The organism is Xanthomonas bonasiae (assembly GCF_014836395.1).
Taxonomy (GTDB): Bacteria; Pseudomonadota; Gammaproteobacteria; order Xanthomonadales; family Xanthomonadaceae; genus Xanthomonas_A; species Xanthomonas_A bonasiae.
In genome coordinates this window covers 42,656-58,976 of sequence record NZ_JACSQX010000006.1, presented here as the reverse complement: position 1 = coordinate 58,976, position 16,321 = coordinate 42,656, and the positions used below count along the sequence as shown (strand labels likewise).

Genomic DNA, 16,321 nt, shown 5'->3' with positions numbered 1-16,321 from the left:
GCGCATCGAGAGCGCTGGATCGATCGCCTGGAATTTACCGGGCTGGATCGGTTCGATCCATGTGCGGTCACTTGTGGGAGCGACTTCAGTCGCGACGGGCTTTCCCGACAAGGCCCGTCGCGACTGAAGTCGCTCCCACATTCGATCGGCGGTTCTTTCGATCGGAATCAAATCGCCGCATGAAGATGCGGCGACTCACAGCTCTGCGGAGTTGCGCGCTGAGGCTCGCCGCCTAGTCAGCTGGGGCGAATGGCAACAGGCAAGCTTGAGCCAACGCAACAAGCCGCCTGCGTTTGCCGAAGCGCAGACACACCGGCCATCAACACCATGCGCGCCGATGGTCGCGACGATCCTGAGTCCGCAATCAAAGACAGAGCGTGTGACGCTACCGGCACGCCAACGATGGGATGTGGCGCGAGGAAGCTTTCGGCGCTGCGCCCGGGGCCCTGCGAGAGAGCCGGGCGCAGCCACCGACCAGCGCAGGTTACGGCCCGGCCTTCGGCGTCACCCGCCAGATCACGTTGCCGACATCGTCGGCCACCAGCAACGCGCCAGGCTTGTCCACCGCCACCCCGACCGGACGGCCCTGGGCCTTGCCTTCGGCATCGAGGAAGCCGGTCAGCACGTCCTGCGCCTTGCCGCTGGGCTTGCCGTTGGCGAAGGGCACATAGATCACCTTGTACCCGGACGGCGGATCGCGGTTCCAGGAGCCGTGCTGGCCGATGAAGGCACCGCCCTGATACGCCTGCGGCAGCAGCGCGCCTTCGTAGAAGGTCAGGCCCAGCGAGGCGGTATGCGCGCCCAGCGCGTAGTCGGGCTTGATCGCGCTGGCCACCATCTCCGCGTTCTGCGGCTGCACGCGTTCGTCCACGTGCTGGCCGTAGTAGCTGTACGGCCAGCCGTAGAAGCCGCCTTCGCGCACCGAGGTCAGGTAGTCGGGCACCAGATCGCTGCCGATCTCGTCGCGCTCGTTGACCACCACCCACAGCGTGTCCGCGCCGGGCTGCCAGGCCAGGCCCACCGGATTGCGCAGGCCGCTGGCGAACACCCGGGTGGCGCCGCTCTGCGCGTCCACTTCCAGGATCGCGGCACGATTGAGCTCGGCGTCCATGCCGTTCTCGGCGACGTTGCTGTTGGACCCCACGCCGACATACAGCTTCTTGCCGTCGCGGCTGGCCAGCAGGCTCTTGGTCCAGTGATGGTTGATGCCGCCCGGCAGGTTGGCGACGAAGCTCGGCGGGGCGCTGATCTGGGTGTCGCCGTCCTTGTACGGGAAACTGACCAGCGCGTCGGCATTGGCGACGTACAGGCGGTCGCCGACCAGGGCGATGCCGAACGGCGAATACAGCCCCTTGAGGAATTGCGTGCGCACCTCCGCCACGCCGTCGCCATCGGCGTCGCGCAGCAAGGTGATGCGGTTGGCGCTGGGCACGGTGGAACCGGCCTTCGCCATCATCGCGCCCTGGATCTTGTCGCGCAGGCCGCTGCTCTCTTTTTCCGGCGCGGGCGGCGCGGCGGTCTCGGCCACCAGCACGTCGCCGTTGGGCAGCACGTACAGCCAGCGCGGGTGGTCCAGGTCGCGGGCGAAGGCCTGCACCGCCAGGCCGGCGGCCGGCACCGGCGCGGCGCCATCGGCCCAGCGCTTGACCTCGGCGACCTTCAACGTGGGAATCATGCGCTTGACCGGATCGGGCAACACCGGATCGGGCCCCATCCCCTCCTCGATGGAATGCTTGGCGGTATCGCCACAAGCGCTCAACGCGGCAGCGGACAGGAGACACAGTGCCCAACGGGCCGGGGACGAGGGAAGGCGCATCGCTGCTCAACTCTCCAGGGTGGCGACAGGACCACCGATGATGCACAGCACGCGCTCGGCAAACGTGAAATAGATGTCAATTGCGGCGACGCGCGGGCATACCGCGGTCACGATACGGGGGCCAACGGCTGCACTTCGCGGATCCGGTCCAGCCAGATGTAGTGCTGCTGCGCAGGATCCAGCAGATCGTCCAGCCGCAGCACGCCGTTGATGCCCTCGTGCTCGTGGTGGTCGCGAAAGGTCTGCAAGGTGGGCCGCACCGAGACCGTGCCGCTGACCTGGGTGCCGTCGTCCAGCAGCACCAGGACCTGCGCCTGTTCCGGCAAGTGCGGCAACCATGCCTGCAGCGCGGCGATGGCATCCGGATCGGTGTGCACCGCGTCGGCGTATTTGCTCATGCGTCTCTCCAGCGAGGGAAACCGGGAACGCTAGCGGCCATGGCGTGAATGCCCGGGAAAAACGCCGGGGCTACCCCTGCCGTGCGAAACGCACCGCGGACACCAACTGCGCCACGCTGTACGGCTTGGCCAGATGCTCCTGGAAACCGGACTGCAAGGCGCGCTGCCGATCGTCGTCGCGCGCCAGCGCGGTCACCGCCACCGCCGGCAACTCGGCCGCCTGCAGGCCCATGTTCTCGCGGATCGTGCGGATCAGGCCGTAGCCGTCCATGCCAGGCATACCGATATCGGTGACCATCACGTCGATGCGGGCGTGGCCGCCATCGTCGAGCACCGCCAGCGCCTCGCTGGCGGAACCGGCCGCGACCACTTCGGCGCCCTGCTCCTCGAGCAGCCGCCGCAGGTATTCGAGCATGTCCGGCTGGTCTTCCACCGCCAACAGGCGCATGCCCTTCAGCGCGTACGCCTCCACCACCTGCTCGGCCATCGCGAAGGCGCGCACCTCGCGCAGCGGCCGCTTGCCCGGCGTATTGCGGTGCAATGGCAGGCGCACGGTGAACACCGAACCGCAGCCGCGGCCGTCGCTGGCGGCGCTGACCTGGCCGCCATGCATTTCCACCAGCTGCTGCACGATCGCCAGGCCCAGGCCGAGCCCGCCGTGCAGACGCGTGGTGGTGCCGTCGGCCTGGCGGAACCGGCCGAACAGGTGCGGCAGGAAGTCCGGCGGAATGCCGTCGCCGGAATCGCGCACCGCCACCGTCACGTGCTCGCCATCGGCATCGAGGTCGATCACCAGCTCGATCCGCCCATGCGCCGGGGTGAACTTGATCGCGTTCGACAACAGGTTCCAGAACACCTGCTGCAGGCGCGTGGCATCGCCCAGCACCAGGCACGGCTGCGGCGGCTCGCGCAGGCTCAGCGCCTGGTCCTTGCCTTCGGCCACCGGCTCCTGCGCGCGCAGCGCCTCGCGCACCTGCTCGGTCAGGTCCAGCGTCTCGATTTCCAGCTGCACCTTGCCCAGCAGCATGCTGCTGAGATCGAGCATGTCCGAGATCAGCCGCTGTTGCGCGCGCGCGCTGCTGGCGATCACCGACAGGCCCTTGCTGCTCGGATCGCCCGGCGGCAGCCGTTGCAGCAGCAGGTCGCTCCAGCCCAGGATCGTGGTCAGCGGGGTGCGCAGCTCGTGCGACAGCGTGGCCAGGAATTCGTCCTTCAGCCGCGCCATGCTCTCGGCGGCGTTGCGCGCGCTACGCTCCGATTCCAGCAGCTGTTCGCGGGCCAGTTCGATGTCGCGGCGCTCGGTGACGTCCGGGCTGCTGCCGGCCAGGCCGATGAACTCGCCCTCGGCCGAATAGCGCGGCACCGCGGTCATTTCCACCCAGCGCCAGGCGCCGTCGTGGCGGCGCGCCCGCACCAGCGCGCGCAGGTTGCGTTGTTCTTCCAGCGCGCTGCGCAGTTCGAAGGCGAACACGCCGGCGTCCTGCGGATGCAGCACGTCGCCCCAACCCGGCTGCGCGTCGTCGGCCTGCAGGTCGATGCCGAAGAATTCGGCGTAGGCGGTATTGGTGAAGCGCAACTGGCCGGTGGCGTCCAGCACCCAGACCGGCATCGGCAGGCCCTCGGCGAGCGCGCTGAAGCGCGCCTCGCTCTCGGCCAGGTCGCGCTCCACGCGCTTGCGTTCGGTGATGTCGAGGAACTGCACGGCGACCAGGCACTGTTCCGGCGCACCGATGCGGAACGCATCCACCGCCCACCAGCGGCCCAGCGCGGACGCGTAGTTCTCAAACTTGGTCGAGCGCCCGCTCAGCGCGACCTCGCCGTACGCGCGGAACCAGTGTTCCTCGTGGGTCGGCGACAGCTCGCGCATGCGCCGGCCGATCACGTCGCGCATGCCGGTCTCGCGCTCGAACGCCAGATTGACCTCCAGGAACACGTAATCGACGGCGCGTCGGGCTTCGTCGAACAGCACCTGCACCACGCAGAAACCGGAGTCGATCTTGTCGAAGATCTCGCGGTAGTGCAGGCCCGACGCCTGCGTGCGCGACGTGGAGGAAGATTCGGTGCTGACATGCATGAGGGAGTTTGCTCTGGAGACGGCCTGCGGTGGCAGAGGCGACGACGCGCTCCGCGCCTGCGGCGCGATGACGATGGCTCAGGACCGGAAAATGCTCAGCCCGGAACAGCGCGACTGACCCTGCATCTTGTTAAGCCGCTCCGCTGCCGTCAAGCCGGCCAGGCTGGCCGGTGCTGCAGCCGCACCGGGTCACCAGAGAAAAGCGACGACCAGCACGATCCCCAGCAAGGACAGCGCGATACCGGCGATGACGCCCCATTGGGTCAGCCGCGCGCTGCGCAGCGCCTGCTCTTCCAGCCAGCGTTCGGCCTCCTGCCGCCACGGCGGCGGTGGCGACTGATCCAGCATCTGCTGCACCCGCACCACCCCCAGTTCGCGGCATTGCTGCCGGCACTGTTCGGGCGCGGCGACGTCGTCGGGCGCGATTGCATAGGACATGCGTGGTCTCCTTGTCTCTTCTAGCCCAGCGTGAAACGCGGGCTGTCGCTGGCCAGTTCGTGCTCCACCGCCATCCGCGCCAGGCGCGTGTAGTTCGCGCGCGGGCCGGCGCCGCGGCCCACGATCAGGCCCAGGTATTCCAGGCCGGTCCAGACCCGCGCCTTCCACTCGACCCCGCTCTCGGCCAGGACCAGGGTCAGCGAATAGCGGAACGCCTGCCCCTGCGGACTGCGGTAGGCATAGATCGGCGGAAACTGCACCGCCACGTCCTGCTGCTCGCCCAGCGAGGCCAGGTAGCGGCGCAGTTCCTGACGCACGTCTTCGCCCGGGTTCAGGCGCAGGTGGCGCGCCGCCGCGTCCAGGTCGGCCTGCTGATCGACGAAACTGGCCGCACCGCTCGCCGGGCTGTGCCCATGCCGCTTGGCCCAGTCGATGAACTGCAGGCGGACGTCCGTCGCTGCGTGGGCCTGGTGGAACAGCGGCATCTTCATGCGATCGATCCCCGAATCGTGTTCATGTGTGAATGTGCGGATGGTCGCGCGGGCGGCGTGAAGCACGCGGCGACGCAGCGTGAACCGCACGTCACATGCCAGGGCCCATGAACCGGCGGAGAACGATGGCGGCCGGCGGGCGCGGCGCGATTGCGGCGGCGCCCGCGCAGGCACACACTGGCGGGGCCGTTTCCGTGGAGATCCGCGATGAAGATCCGATATGCCTGGACGGCGCTGGCCCTGGCCTGCCTGGTGGCGGGCGGCGCCTCCGCCGAAGTCCGCAACGTCACCGATCCGCAGGCCGCGCGCAGCACCGAGGGCGACAGCCCGGTGCAGGTGCGCTGGACCGACCCCGCCGCCTTCAGCGAACTGCGCTACAGCCGCAATCGCTGGGAAGCGCAGCGCGGCGACTGGGTGCGCGACCTGGCCGATTACCTGCAGCAGCGCGCCAGCAAGCAACTGGCGCCCGGCCAGCGGCTGGAGGTGGAGCTGACCGACATCAAGCGCGCCGGCGACTACGAGTCCTGGCACGGCCCGCAATGGAACGATGTGCGGGTGATGCGCGACATCTACCCGCCGCGGATCAGCCTGACGTTCACCCTGTACGGCGCCGATGGACAGGTGCTGGAGCAGGGCGAGCGCAAGCTGCTCGACAGCAGCTACCTGATGAACAGTTCGATCGGCCTGAATACCGACCCGCTGCGCTACGAGAAGCGGATGCTCGACGACTGGCTGCGTCGCCAGTTCCGCGACAAGGCGGCGGTGGCCGAGCGCTGAGCGGGTGGCGTGTCTTCGGGTGCCTGTCTGTCGCGGCTGAAGCCGCTCCTACAAGGCGCTCGCGGTGAGGGTGCTGGGTGCACGCAGGAGGGGCTTCAGCCCCGGCGGTATCCGACGCCGGAGGTCTGTCGCTCCGCCTGTCGCGGCTAAAGCCGCTCCTACAAGGTGCGGCGCCGGTCAGGCGCCGGCGGCCGCTCAGCCGTCCAGGTACTGCCGCGGCGCGCGCTTGAGTCCGCACAGCAGGCGGTAGGCGCTGGAGCTGCAGCGTGCCGCCAGGGTGTCGATGCGCGGCTGCGCGCCCCACAGTTGCACCTCGCTGCCGAGCCCGGCCTGCGGGTGCTCGGTGAGATCCACGGTCAGCATGTCCATCGACACCCGCCCGATCAGCGCGCCGGGCGCCCCGTCGATCAGCACCGGGGTGCCGTTCGGCGCGAACTGCGGATAGCCGTCGGCATAGCCGATCGCCACCACGCCGACCCGGGTCGGCCGCGGCGCGACGAAACGCGCGCCGTAGCCCACCGGCTCGCCGACCGCCAGCTCGCGTACCGCGATCACCTTGGACTGCAGGGTCATCACCGGGCGCAGCTCGCCCGGCAGCTCGGCGCCGGCGGCGAACGGGTCGGCGCCGTACAGCATCAGCCCGGGCCGGCCCCAGTCGCTGTGCAGTTGCGGCCAGCCCAGCAGGCCCGGCGAATTGCACAGGCTGGTCTCGCCGGCCAGGCCGGCGGTGGCCTGGCGGAACACCTCGGCCTGCTCCAGGGTGCGCGCGCTGTCCAGTTCGTCGGCGCGCGCGAAATGGCTCATCAGCACCAGCCGCTCGACCTGCGCCAGCGCGCTCAGCCGCGCATGCGCGGCACGGAATTCGTCGGGCGCCAGGCCCAGCCTGTGCATGCCGCTGTCCAGCTTCAGCCACAGGCACAGCGGTTGCGGCGCGGCATAGGCGGCGATCGCCTCCACCTGCCACGGCGAGGCCACCGCGCACCACAGCCGGTGCTCGGCGATCAGCGGCAGTTCGTCGGCGTCGAAGAAGCCTTCCAGCAGCAGGATCGGCGCGGCGATGCCGGCCTGGCGCAGCTCCAGCGCCTCCTCGATGCAGGCCACCGCGAAGCCGTCGGCCTCCGCTTCCAGCGCGCGCGCGCAGGCCACCGCGCCGTGCCCGTAGGCATCGGCCTTGACCACCGCCAGCGCCTTGCCGCCGCCCAGTCGCCGGGCCAGGCGGTAGTTGTGGCGCAGCGCCTGCAGATCGATCAACGCACGGGCTGGGCGCACGAACTTGCCTCTGCGACGGGCGCCGAGGCGCCACGCGAATAACGGAAAATGTCCAGGCCCTCGCCGCTGATCTGCGGCCGGCGCTGGGCGATCAGGTCGGCCAGGTAGCGACCGGAGCCGCAGGCCATGGTCCAGCCCAGGGTGCCGTGGCCGGTGTTGAGGAACAGGTTGCGGTAGCCGGTGGCGCCGACCACCGGAGTGCCGTCGGGCGTGGCCGGGCGCAGCCCGGTCCAGAATTCGGCGCGGGCCAGATCGCCGCCGCGCGGGTACAGGTCGTTCACTACGTTTTCCAGGGTGGCGCGGCGCCGCGCCGGCAGCGACAGGTCGAAGCCGGCCAGTTCGGCCATGCCGCCGACGCGGATGCGCTGGTCGAAGCGGGTGATCGCCACTTTGTAGGTTTCGTCGAGGATCGTGGACATCGGGGCCAGCGCCGCGTCGCGGATCGGCAACGTGAGCGAATAGCCCTTCAACGGATACACCGGCAGGCGGATGCCCAGCGGCGCGAGCAGCTGCGGAGAATAGCTGCCCAGGGCGACCACGTAGCGGTCGGCGCGCTCCAGGCGGCCGCCGATGCGCACGCCGTCGAGGCGGTCGCCCTCGGCATGCAGGCCGTCGATCGTCTCGCCGTAGCGGAACTGCACGCCGGCCGCAGCGGCCAGCGCGGCCAGGCGCTGGGTGAACAGGCGGCAATCGCCGGTCTGGTCGTTGGGCAGGCGCAGCGCGCCGACCAGGGTGGCCGGGGCGCTGGCCAGCGCCGGCTCGATCCGGGCGATGCCGGCGCGGTCGAGCAGTTCGTAGGGCACGCCGTACTCGCGCAGCACCTCGATGTCCTTGGCCGCGCCGTCCAGCTGCGCCTGGGTGCGGAACAGCTGGGTGGTGCCGAGCTGGCGGCCTTCGTAGGCGATGCCGGTGTCGGCGCGCAGCTGGTCCAGGCAGTCGCGGCTGTACTCGGACAGCCGCACCATGCGCGCCTTGTTGATCGCATAGCGCTCGGCGGTGCAGTTGCGCAGCATCTGCGCCAGCCACAGGTATTGGCGGATGTCGCCGGTGGGGGTGATGGCCAGCGGCGCGTGGCGCTGGAACAACCATTTCAGCGCCTTCAGCGGCACCCCGGGCGCCGCCCACGGCGAGGCGTAGCCGGGCGACACCTGGCCGGCGTTGGCATAGCTGGTCTCCAGCGCGGCCGCGGGCTGGCGATCGACCACCGTCACCTCGCAGCCGCTGCGCGCCAGATACCACGCCGTGGCCGTGCCGATCACACCGCTGCCGAGAACCAGAACCCGCATGCGCTTACCTCTGTCGGATCAAATCCCTGGCTGAATGGCGCCACGGATGGGTTTAGGCGCAGTATATGGAGCGCAAGCCAGGATTTTCCGCTGATTTTCGAATTCCCGGCAGGGCAATCCCCTGCCCCAGCCCACCGAGACCCGCGCCATGGCCGCACGCGCCCGCGAACTGGACAAGATCGACCGCAAGATCCTGCGCATTCTGCAGCAGGAAGGGCGTATTTCCTTCACCGAACTGGGTGAGCGGGTCGGCCTGTCGACCACGCCGTGCACCGAGCGGGTGCGCCGGCTGGAACGCGATGGCGCCATCACCGGCTACTACGCGCGGCTGGACCCGCACTTCCTCAAGGCCAGCCTGCTGGTGTTCGTGGAGATCAGCCTGGCCTACAAGTCCGGCGACATCTTCGAGGAGTTCCGCCGCGCTGCGCTGAAGCTGCCCAATGTGCTGGAGTGCCACCTCGTCTCCGGCGACTTCGACTACCTGCTCAAGGCGCGGATCAGCGAGATGGCCTCGTACCGCAAGCTGCTCGGCAGCACCCTGCTGACCCTGCCGCACGTGCGCGAGTCCAAGAGCTACATCGTGATGGAAGAAGTGAAGGAGACGCTGAGCCTGCCGATCGCCGACTGAGCGTAAGCCCCTCTCCCGCCGGCGACCGAAGGAAGTCCCGTGGGAGAGAGGGGGTTGGGTGAGGGTACGGCGCGAAGCGGCTCGCGGCATTTGGGTGCACGAGGCTGCGCCCGTACCCTCATCCGCCCCTTCGGGGCACCTTCTCCCGACGGGAGAAGGGAGCAGCCCTAGCCCCTCTCCCATCGGGAGAGGGGTTGGGGTGAGGGTACGGCGCGAAGCGTCTCGCGGAGTTGGGTGCATAAGGCTGCGCCTGTAACCTCATCCACCCTTCGGGCACCTTCCCCCGAAAAGGGGACCATGGTCCCGAGGGGAGAAGGGAGTGGGCGCATGCCGCTGCGGCCTGCGCGACGGACGCGCTTACGCCAGCAGCTTTTCCAGCTCGTCGCGCGAGGTGTGCGCGTGGTTCTTGGCCAGTTCCGACACCACCCGCTTCTGGACTTCCTTGTGCAGCAGCGGCCGCAGCTGGCCCAGGGTCTGCGGGTCGGCGACCAGCACCAGGTGCTCGAAGTCGCTGCGCAGCGCGCTCTGGTACAGGCGCTCGGCCAGCTGGCGGACGAAGCCGGCCTCGTCCATGGTCATCGGCCGGTCGCCGTCTTCGACGCCCTCGATCGGCGTGGGCGTCAGCACTTCGGTCTGCTCCAGCAGCGAGGTCTGGCCGGCCAGATTGGTGCGGAACAGGCGTGCGCTGACGCGATCGGCGACGACCACCAGGGTGTTGTCGGGAAGCTTGCTCATCGGTTCTCCTAGCAAAGGTACGGCGCAGGCAGCGGGAGCGCCTGCGTCGGGCCAGTCTAGGAAGCGGTTCGTGAGGATCGCGACCACGGACCGTTGCCGCGCTTTCACGCCGCGGCCATGCCGGCCGCCGATCGGCGCCTACTCGTTGATGCGCTGGCCGTCGCCGCTGGGCACGGTGCTGTAGTAGCGGCCGCTGCGCGTGTCCAGCACGCGGTTGGGACCGACCTGCACCGCGCCGGGAATGACGCGGCCGCCGCGGTCGTACAGCTTGACCGGGCGGCGGTCGGCGGCGGCATTGGCACCGTTGGCGGGTGCCGGCTTGGCCTTGGCCGGCTTGTGCGCGGGCGACTGCGAGGACGCCGGGCGATCGTCCAGGCTGGACCGCACCGGCGCGGCCTTGGGCACCGGCGCCGATTCCAGCGCGGTCGACTGGCGGGTGGCGGTCGGCGACGACGGGGCCGGATTCAGGCTCTGCGCCGTCGCCAGCGCCGGTGCCAGCAACGCGATGGCCGCCAGGCGAATGAGGGAAGGATGCACAACCGCTCCGTAGCACCGTGATCGGAACGCCGACGCTAGCGCAAGCGGGGCGCCACGTCGATGCCCCGCCGCTGCGGCTTGATCGCGGCGCCGCCGCCCTCATCTTGTGCGCATCCTTCCGCGTCACAGGCCCCTGCCATGAGCCGATTCGACCTCACGCCTCCCACGTCCGCCGAACGCGAGCAGTTGATCGCCGGGCTCAACGACGAAGAGCGGCGGGTGCTGCTGCAGCACGGCACCGAGGCGCCGTTCTGCGGCGTGTTCCTGGACAACAAGCTGGAGGGCGTCTACAGCTGCCGGCTGTGCGGCCTGCCGTTGTTCCGTTCCAGCGCCAAGTTCGATTCCGGCACCGGCTGGCCCAGCTTCTTCGCGCCCTACCATCCGGCCCACGTGCGCGAGATCCGCGACACCAGCCACGGCATGATCCGCACCGAAATCGTCTGTGCACGCTGCGACAGCCATCTCGGCCACGTGTTCCCGGACGGCCCGCCGCCGAGCGGCGAGCGGCATTGCCTGAACTCGGTGTCGCTGCAATTCACCGTACAGGGCCAGGCGCTGCCGAACCCGTTGCAGCGCGGCGGCGGCGACACCGAACCGGCCTGACCGGCGACGGCCTGGCGCCGCGCGACGCGGAGGGGTCCCGGCATGGGTCCCCTCTTGGTTGTTTAGCGATCCTGCCGCGCAGCGCGCGCGGACACGGATCCACACCACACCGCACCCGGCCGCCAGCGCAGGCCTGCAGGCCCATGCGCTGCGCGTGCCATGGCACCGCGGCATAGCGGCGCAGGCCGCATTCGCTGCGCCGCGCGAACGTGTGGCGCTGCCGATGCTCGGCTGTCCTCTGCGCGTGCATCGGGTCGACGCGGACAGCGCGGCATGCCAAGGCCGAGGGCAACGTGTGCTGGAACCCTCCGCGCGATGCCGCCACGCTCAGCCTGTTCGAGCACGGCGATACGCTCGAGGGAATGCGCCAAGGCAGCGGCGCAGCCGGCTGAAGCCAGGCCTCCACACGCCGGCGTACGTCGCCGCAGCGACGACAAACATGACGCCTTCAGATGCGTCTTCACGCAGGCGCGGCCGTGCCGCCGCCTTCAGAAAGCCGCCGCCGGGCCGAAATGGAGGTATCCCCGTTCACGGCTCGCAGGCTGCTTCCGCCATGCTCATCATTGTTGGCTTCCTTGTCGTCATCATCAGCGTGGTCGGCGGCTACGTGCTCTCGCACGGCAAGCTCGGCGCGCTGTGGCAGCCTTATGAATTGCTGATCATCGGCGGTGCGGCGCTGGGTGCGTTCTTGGTCAGCACCCCCGGCAAGATCGTCAAGGCGACCTTCGTCGACATCGCCGGCGTGTTCAAGGGCCCGAGGTACAAGTCCGACGACTACCGGGCCACCCTGACCCTGATCTACGAACTGCTGAACAAGGCGCGGCGCGACGGCTTCATGGCGCTGGAAGATCACGTGGAGAAACCGGCCGAAAGCGCGATCTTCAGCAATTATCCGAAGGTGCTGGCCGACCACCACCTGCTCGACTTCATCACCGACTGCCTGCGCCTGATGATCGGCAGCAACATCGAGCCGCACGAACTGGAGCCGCTGCTGGAGCTGGAGCTGGAGAAGCACCACCACGAGGCGATGGCGCCGGCGCATGCGTTGAGCAAGGTCTCCGACGGCCTGCCCGGCTTCGGCATCGTCGCCGCGGTGCTGGGCATCGTCATCACCATGGGCTCGATCGGCGGCCCGATCGAGGAGATCGGCCACCACGTCGGCGCCGCGCTGGTCGGCACCTTCCTCGGCATCCTGCTGGCGTATGGCTTCGTCGCTCCGCTGGCGGCGGCGATGGAAGCGCGCGCCGAACAGGACAGCCGCATCTTCGAGTCGGTGAAGACCGCCCTGCTGGCCTGCCTGCGCGGCTACAACCCGAAGATCGCGCTGGAGTTCGCGCGCAAGACCCTGCCGAGCAACGTGCGGCCGAGCTTCTCGGACTTCGAGACGCACCTGAAGACGATCAAGTAGCGCTGCCGCCATGCCCGAAGCCAAAGCTACCGTCGTCATCCGCCGGGTCAAGAAGGTCCAGGGCGGCGGCCATCATGGCGGCGCCTGGAAGGTGGCGTTCGCCGACTTCGTGACCGCGATGATGGCGTTCTTCCTGGTGCTGTGGCTGGTCGCGGCCACCACCAAGGAACAGCGCATGGCGATCTCCGAATACTTCCGCAATCCCAGCCCGCTGGAGGGCAAGAGCCCGGCGCCGAGTCCGGGCATGGCCGGCCCCGGCGGCGCCAGCACCTCGATGATCAAGCTCGGCGGCAGCGCCGACATACAGCGCGGCAACAACAAGGATCCGTTCGGCAGCAAGAGCCTGGCCGGAGACACGGAAAGCAAGACGGCGCAACGCGAGAAGGAAAAGCAGCGGCTGGAAACGCTGATGCAGGACCTGAAGGAAGCGATCGACAAGAGCCAGGCGCTGGAGCCGTTCAAGGACCAGCTGTTGCTGGACCTGACCCCGGACGGCCTGCGCATCCAGATCGTGGACAAGGAGAACCGGCCGATGTTCGACATCGGCAGCGCGGTGCTCAAACCCTATACCCGCGACATCCTGCACGAGCTGTCCGGCTTCATCAACGAAGTGCCCAACCACATCAGCATCACCGGCCACACCGACGTCACCCAGTACAGCGGCAAGAACGGCTACAGCAACTGGGAGCTGAGCGCGGACCGCGCCAATGCGGCGCGGCGCGAACTGGTCGCCGGCGGCATGGGCGAGGACAAGGTTTCGCGCGTGGTCGGCCTGTCGTCCTCGGTGCTGTTCGACAAGCAGAATCCGGACAACCCGATCAACCGGCGCATCAGCATCGTGGTGATGACCAAGGACGCCGAGGATGCGGCGCTGGCCGGCAGCGATCACGCCGTGGCGCTGGGCCAGCGGCAGAACGATGCCGACACCAAGGTGCCGGACTTGAGCGCTGGCGGCGCTGCGTCGGCGCCGGCGCGGGCTACGAGTGCGACTGCGGTTCCGGCGACGGTGCCAACCGCGACTCCGGCAGCGAATGCGGCGGCTCCGGCGGCAGGCATCGCCAAGCCGGCGACGGTGACGATCGCGCCGCCGCGCACCACCTCACCGGAGGCCGCGGCCGACGCCGCCCGCGAAGCGATCCGCGCGGTCAACAGCGTCACCGGCAACACGCCGCGCAACAGTGCCGCGCCGTCGCCGGCAACGGCGACAGCCGCCGAGAGTCCGGCGCAACGCTGACGCCGTTTCCTCTCGGGCTGTATCCGGCCTGCGCAGGCTCCGGCCACGGCCGGAACTGTCCCGATCAAGCCAGGTCGCGACCAACTCCTGAAGAAGCTCGCGGCCATGGCGTCGCGGTTCCCGACTTCGCTCGTCGCGGCTGAAGCCGCTCCTACAAGGGCTCGCGGCCAACTGGCCGGGTGAATCGCAGGAGGGATTTCAACCCCGACGGATAGCCAGCGACGCGACGCAGCGCTTCTCATTACGGCAGCGGTTGCGCCACGCCCTGCGCGATCGCCTGGCGGGTGATGCGTTCGATGTCGCGTTGCAGCGTCGCGTTGGCGACCTGCTGGCGCTTTGCCAGCACTTCCTGTTGCCGGGCCAACACCTCCTGTTGCTCGGCCAATGCCGATTGGCGCGTTTCCAGGGCCGCCATCTGCTGCGCGAAGTCCGCATGCGCGGCATCGGTACGTGCCGCGGATCGGGCAGCGGCCTGGCCGCCGCTGGCGGCAAGCCGCGCCTGCTCGCTGGCGCGCCTGGCCTCCTCCATCGCCTGGCCTGCCTGGCCCTGTGCGATGGCGCCCTGTTGCCGGCCGATCTCGCCCTGGCGCGTGCCCAACCGCCCCTGCCGCTCGCCCAGCTCGCCCTGTTGCCGCCCCAGCGCTTCGACCGGCGCGTACGCGGCCTTCAACTGCTGGATCGTGGCCGCATCGCGTACCACGTAGCGCTTGCCGTCCCTGCGGATCCACCACAGCGTCTCCTCGCCGTGGCGCGCGCGCCGCGCCTCGCGCAGGTCGTCGCTGCTGCCGTACATGTTGGTGCTGGATTTTTCGAACAGCACCGAGGCGTTGCGGCGATCGTCGGACAGGAGGGTGATGGTGGAAGTGTTCGTCAGCCGATGCGCGCCGGCCACGGGCGCGGGCGGCACCGGCGGCACCGGTGGCACGGGCGGAACAGGCGGCATTGCGGGCGACGCCGGTTCGGCCGGTTCGGCAATGTCGGAGGCCGCATCCTGGGCGCTCGCCTGTACGCACGCGATGGCGCCGGCCAGAACCAGCAGTGCGGCGCCGCGGCGCCAGAGTGGGGTGTTGGAGTGCAGCATGGCGGATCTCCTTGTGGGCATGGCGGATGGGCGAAGCGATGACCTGGGCCGTAGCGACCAGCGGCCCGAGCGGCGACGCGAACGCGCGTCGCCGACTTCGGTACCGGATGCACCGCTGCCCTCGCTGTAAATCCGCCGCTCGCGAGCGGGCAGCGGTGACAGGACTGGATAGCTACAACTGTAGTCAAACTAGCCATGCCTACAGATGTAGTCAAGCCTGCCGAAGGTCATGCCCGGCCGCCCCGCTTACAATGGCGGTCACTCCGCGAGCGAGACGAACGTGTCCAAGCAATCCAAAGCCAAGCGCGACAAGCGCAAGAAGCAGCAACCCAAGCGCGCCTTTGCCCGACTGGGCCGCGACCAGCCCATCGCCAACCACGCCGTGCTGCAGGACGAAAGTGGCCGCGTGCTGGCCGCGATCGGCCTGCAGGGCAACGAGTGGCTGCTGTCGGTCGGCGGCCAGACCATGGGCAACGCCGACAACCCGGTGCCGATGCTGGCGATGCTCAAGCATCTGGCCAACGTGCAGGAGCAGGAAGGCAAGACCATCACCCTGGACTATTCGACCCAGTTGCAGCAGATGATCGACGACCTTGCCGCCGACGAGGGCAAGACCGCGGCCGAGTACCTGGACGCGCTGGTCGCCGAGTTCGCCGAGAGCGATGGCGATGCGGACGCCGAAGAAGACGGCGTCGCCGAGGCGAGCGACGCTGCTGCCGAAGACGCGGATGCCGAGGCATCGGCGGGCAAGGCAAGCGACGCGGTGGCGACCACGGACGCCGACGCGGACGCGGACGCCGACGGCAAGCACAAGCCAGCCTGATCGGCGCGATGGCGGTCTACATCGACGATGCGGTGCATCCCTGGCGCGGCCAGCGCTGGGGACACCTGCTTGCCGATACGCTGGACGAACTGCATGCGATGGCGGCGCGGCTGGGCATTCCCCGCCGCGCCTTCCAGAACAAGCTCAGCGGCGCGCACTACGACGTGCCCGCCGCCTTGCGCGACGAAGCGATCCGGCTCGGCGCGGTGCCGGTGTCGCGGCACACCGATCGCGCACTGATGAAGGCGCTGATCCGCCAGGCCCGCGCGCAGGCGCGCGGCGAAGCCGATTGAACATGCATGGCGGCATCGGAGTACGGCGCATTGCGGTGGCGCGGGCTTGCGGATGCGTTGGGATGCCGCTCCCCGCAGCGGCCGGCGCGGTAACGGCCTGCGACTCCGCGCGTCGCGACTGAAGTCGCTCCCACAGGGAGCTGCGGATGCTCGCTGCTGCGATGCTTCGGATGCTTGGCTGGTGCGCTGCAGGAGGGGATTCGGCCCCGACACCCGACGATGCCGGCGCAGTTCCGGACTCCGTTCGTCGCGGCTGAAGCCGCTCCTGCAGGGAGCTTGCAGCAAGTTGGCTGGATGCACTGTGGGAGGGGCCTTAGTCCCGACTGCATCCAAAGTCGGAACATCCACCGCTTCGCGCGTCGCGACTGAAGTCGCTCCCACAGGGAGCTGCGGATGCTCGCTGCTGCGATGCTTCGGATGCTTGGCTGGT

The 16,321-nt window shown here is 69.2% G+C and carries 17 protein-coding genes; 7 read left to right on the top strand and 10 right to left on the bottom strand.

Features of this window, described 5'->3' with window-relative positions; all coding sequences use genetic code 11:
* Positions 1-484: 484 nt before the first annotated feature.
* From H9658_RS10900 to H9658_RS10880, 5 genes are all read right to left on the bottom strand, one after another.
* Positions 485-1,816 carry a PQQ-dependent sugar dehydrogenase gene (locus H9658_RS10900; protein ID WP_191825369.1) on the bottom strand — a complete coding sequence of 444 codons (1,332 nt, stop codon included), beginning with the start codon at positions 1,814-1,816 and terminating at the stop codon, positions 485-487.
* Positions 1,817-1,923: 107 nt separating this feature from the next.
* The gene (locus tag H9658_RS10895; protein ID WP_191825368.1) at positions 1,924-2,214 is read right to left on the bottom strand and encodes a DUF3247 family protein; all 291 of its coding nucleotides are present in this window, start codon (positions 2,212-2,214) and stop codon (positions 1,924-1,926) included.
* A gap of 70 nt (positions 2,215-2,284) precedes the next feature.
* Entirely contained in the window at positions 2,285-4,288 is a 2,004-nt protein-coding gene (locus H9658_RS10890; protein ID WP_191825367.1) for a PAS domain-containing hybrid sensor histidine kinase/response regulator, read from the bottom strand.
* 189 nt (positions 4,289-4,477) lie between these two features.
* The gene (locus H9658_RS10885) at positions 4,478-4,726 is read right to left on the bottom strand and encodes a hypothetical protein (RefSeq protein ID WP_179568107.1); all 249 of its coding nucleotides are present in this window, start codon (positions 4,724-4,726) and stop codon (positions 4,478-4,480) included.
* Between the two features lie 20 nt (positions 4,727-4,746).
* Positions 4,747-5,217 (bottom strand): hypothetical protein, encoded by a 471-nt coding sequence (locus H9658_RS10880; RefSeq protein WP_191825366.1) that lies wholly within the window; start codon positions 5,215-5,217, stop codon positions 4,747-4,749.
* 207 nt (positions 5,218-5,424) lie between these two features.
* Between H9658_RS10880 and H9658_RS10875 the strand changes: the two genes are divergently transcribed.
* Complete coding sequence (locus tag H9658_RS10875) at positions 5,425-5,994, top strand: DUF3016 domain-containing protein (RefSeq protein WP_179568816.1); 570 nt, start codon at positions 5,425-5,427, stop codon at positions 5,992-5,994.
* Between the two features lie 195 nt (positions 5,995-6,189).
* Here H9658_RS10875 and alr read toward each other — a convergent pair whose 3' ends face one another.
* A complete protein-coding gene (gene alr, locus H9658_RS10870; RefSeq protein ID WP_191825365.1) occupies positions 6,190-7,263 on the bottom strand; it encodes an alanine racemase in 1,074 nt (357 codons plus the stop codon).
* Positions 7,242-8,549 carry a D-amino acid dehydrogenase gene (locus tag H9658_RS10865; protein ID WP_191825364.1) on the bottom strand — a complete coding sequence of 436 codons (1,308 nt, stop codon included), beginning with the start codon at positions 8,547-8,549 and terminating at the stop codon, positions 7,242-7,244. The genes alr and H9658_RS10865 overlap by 22 nt, the downstream gene beginning before the upstream one ends.
* 148 nt (positions 8,550-8,697) lie before the next feature.
* Between H9658_RS10865 and H9658_RS10860 the strand changes: the two genes are divergently transcribed.
* Positions 8,698-9,177, top strand: coding sequence for an Lrp/AsnC ligand binding domain-containing protein (locus H9658_RS10860; protein ID WP_179568821.1), 480 nt, complete (start codon positions 8,698-8,700; stop codon positions 9,175-9,177).
* A 357-nt stretch (positions 9,178-9,534) separates the two neighbouring features.
* Here the strand turns inward: H9658_RS10860 and H9658_RS10855 are convergent, their stop codons facing one another.
* Positions 9,535-9,912 carry a baeRF12 domain-containing protein gene (locus H9658_RS10855; RefSeq protein ID WP_179568823.1) on the bottom strand — a complete coding sequence of 126 codons (378 nt, stop codon included), beginning with the start codon at positions 9,910-9,912 and terminating at the stop codon, positions 9,535-9,537.
* Positions 9,913-10,050: 138 nt separating this feature from the next.
* Complete coding sequence (locus H9658_RS10850) at positions 10,051-10,449, bottom strand: hypothetical protein (protein WP_191825363.1); 399 nt, start codon at positions 10,447-10,449, stop codon at positions 10,051-10,053.
* Positions 10,450-10,587: 138 nt separating this feature from the next.
* On the opposite strand from H9658_RS10850, the gene msrB reads away from it, so the two are divergent.
* From msrB to motB, 3 genes are all read left to right on the top strand, one after another.
* Positions 10,588-11,052, top strand: a complete 465-nt coding sequence (gene msrB, locus H9658_RS10845) for a peptide-methionine (R)-S-oxide reductase MsrB (RefSeq protein ID WP_191825362.1) — start codon at positions 10,588-10,590, stop codon at positions 11,050-11,052.
* Positions 11,053-11,605: 553 nt separating this feature from the next.
* Positions 11,606-12,460 carry a flagellar motor stator protein MotA gene (gene motA / locus H9658_RS10840; protein ID WP_179568828.1) on the top strand — a complete coding sequence of 285 codons (855 nt, stop codon included), beginning with the start codon at positions 11,606-11,608 and terminating at the stop codon, positions 12,458-12,460.
* A gap of 10 nt (positions 12,461-12,470) precedes the next feature.
* The gene (gene motB / locus H9658_RS10835) at positions 12,471-13,694 is read left to right on the top strand and encodes a flagellar motor protein MotB (protein WP_191825361.1); all 1,224 of its coding nucleotides are present in this window, start codon (positions 12,471-12,473) and stop codon (positions 13,692-13,694) included.
* Between the two features lie 241 nt (positions 13,695-13,935).
* Here motB and H9658_RS10830 read toward each other — a convergent pair whose 3' ends face one another.
* Positions 13,936-14,601, bottom strand: coding sequence for a hypothetical protein (locus H9658_RS10830; RefSeq protein WP_225209895.1), 666 nt, complete (start codon positions 14,599-14,601; stop codon positions 13,936-13,938).
* A 454-nt stretch (positions 14,602-15,055) separates the two neighbouring features.
* On the opposite strand from H9658_RS10830, the gene H9658_RS10825 reads away from it, so the two are divergent.
* The gene (locus H9658_RS10825; RefSeq protein WP_191825359.1) at positions 15,056-15,598 is read left to right on the top strand and encodes a hypothetical protein; all 543 of its coding nucleotides are present in this window, start codon (positions 15,056-15,058) and stop codon (positions 15,596-15,598) included.
* Positions 15,599-15,606: 8 nt separating this feature from the next.
* Positions 15,607-15,891 carry a DUF4031 domain-containing protein gene (locus tag H9658_RS10820; protein ID WP_145705080.1) on the top strand — a complete coding sequence of 95 codons (285 nt, stop codon included), beginning with the start codon at positions 15,607-15,609 and terminating at the stop codon, positions 15,889-15,891.
* Positions 15,892-16,321: the final 430 nt, after the last annotated feature.

What these genes read in the sequence shown, in the direction of transcription:
- H9658_RS10860 (WP_179568821.1), top strand. Translation starts at nt 8,698, where the DNA reads ATGGCCGCACGCGCCCGCGAACTGGACAAGATCGACCGCAAGATCCTG.
- msrB (WP_191825362.1), top strand. Translation starts at nt 10,588, where the DNA reads ATGAGCCGATTCGACCTCACGCCTCCCACGTCCGCCGAACGCGAGCAG.
- H9658_RS10880 (WP_191825366.1), bottom strand. Translation starts at nt 5,217, where the DNA reads ATGAAGATGCCGCTGTTCCACCAGGCCCACGCAGCGACGGACGTCCGC.
- H9658_RS10900 (WP_191825369.1), bottom strand. Translation starts at nt 1,816, where the DNA reads ATGCGCCTTCCCTCGTCCCCGGCCCGTTGGGCACTGTGTCTCCTGTCC.
- H9658_RS10875 (WP_179568816.1), top strand. Translation starts at nt 5,425, where the DNA reads ATGAAGATCCGATATGCCTGGACGGCGCTGGCCCTGGCCTGCCTGGTG.
- motB (WP_191825361.1), top strand. Translation starts at nt 12,471, where the DNA reads ATGCCCGAAGCCAAAGCTACCGTCGTCATCCGCCGGGTCAAGAAGGTC.
- H9658_RS10890 (WP_191825367.1), bottom strand. Translation starts at nt 4,288, where the DNA reads ATGCATGTCAGCACCGAATCTTCCTCCACGTCGCGCACGCAGGCGTCG.
- H9658_RS10855 (WP_179568823.1), bottom strand. Translation starts at nt 9,912, where the DNA reads ATGAGCAAGCTTCCCGACAACACCCTGGTGGTCGTCGCCGATCGCGTC.
- H9658_RS10885 (WP_179568107.1), bottom strand. Translation starts at nt 4,726, where the DNA reads ATGTCCTATGCAATCGCGCCCGACGACGTCGCCGCGCCCGAACAGTGC.
- H9658_RS10895 (WP_191825368.1), bottom strand. Translation starts at nt 2,214, where the DNA reads ATGAGCAAATACGCCGACGCGGTGCACACCGATCCGGATGCCATCGCC.
- H9658_RS10820 (WP_145705080.1), top strand. Translation starts at nt 15,607, where the DNA reads ATGGCGGTCTACATCGACGATGCGGTGCATCCCTGGCGCGGCCAGCGC.
- motA (WP_179568828.1), top strand. Translation starts at nt 11,606, where the DNA reads ATGCTCATCATTGTTGGCTTCCTTGTCGTCATCATCAGCGTGGTCGGC.
- H9658_RS10865 (WP_191825364.1), bottom strand. Translation starts at nt 8,549, where the DNA reads ATGCGGGTTCTGGTTCTCGGCAGCGGTGTGATCGGCACGGCCACGGCG.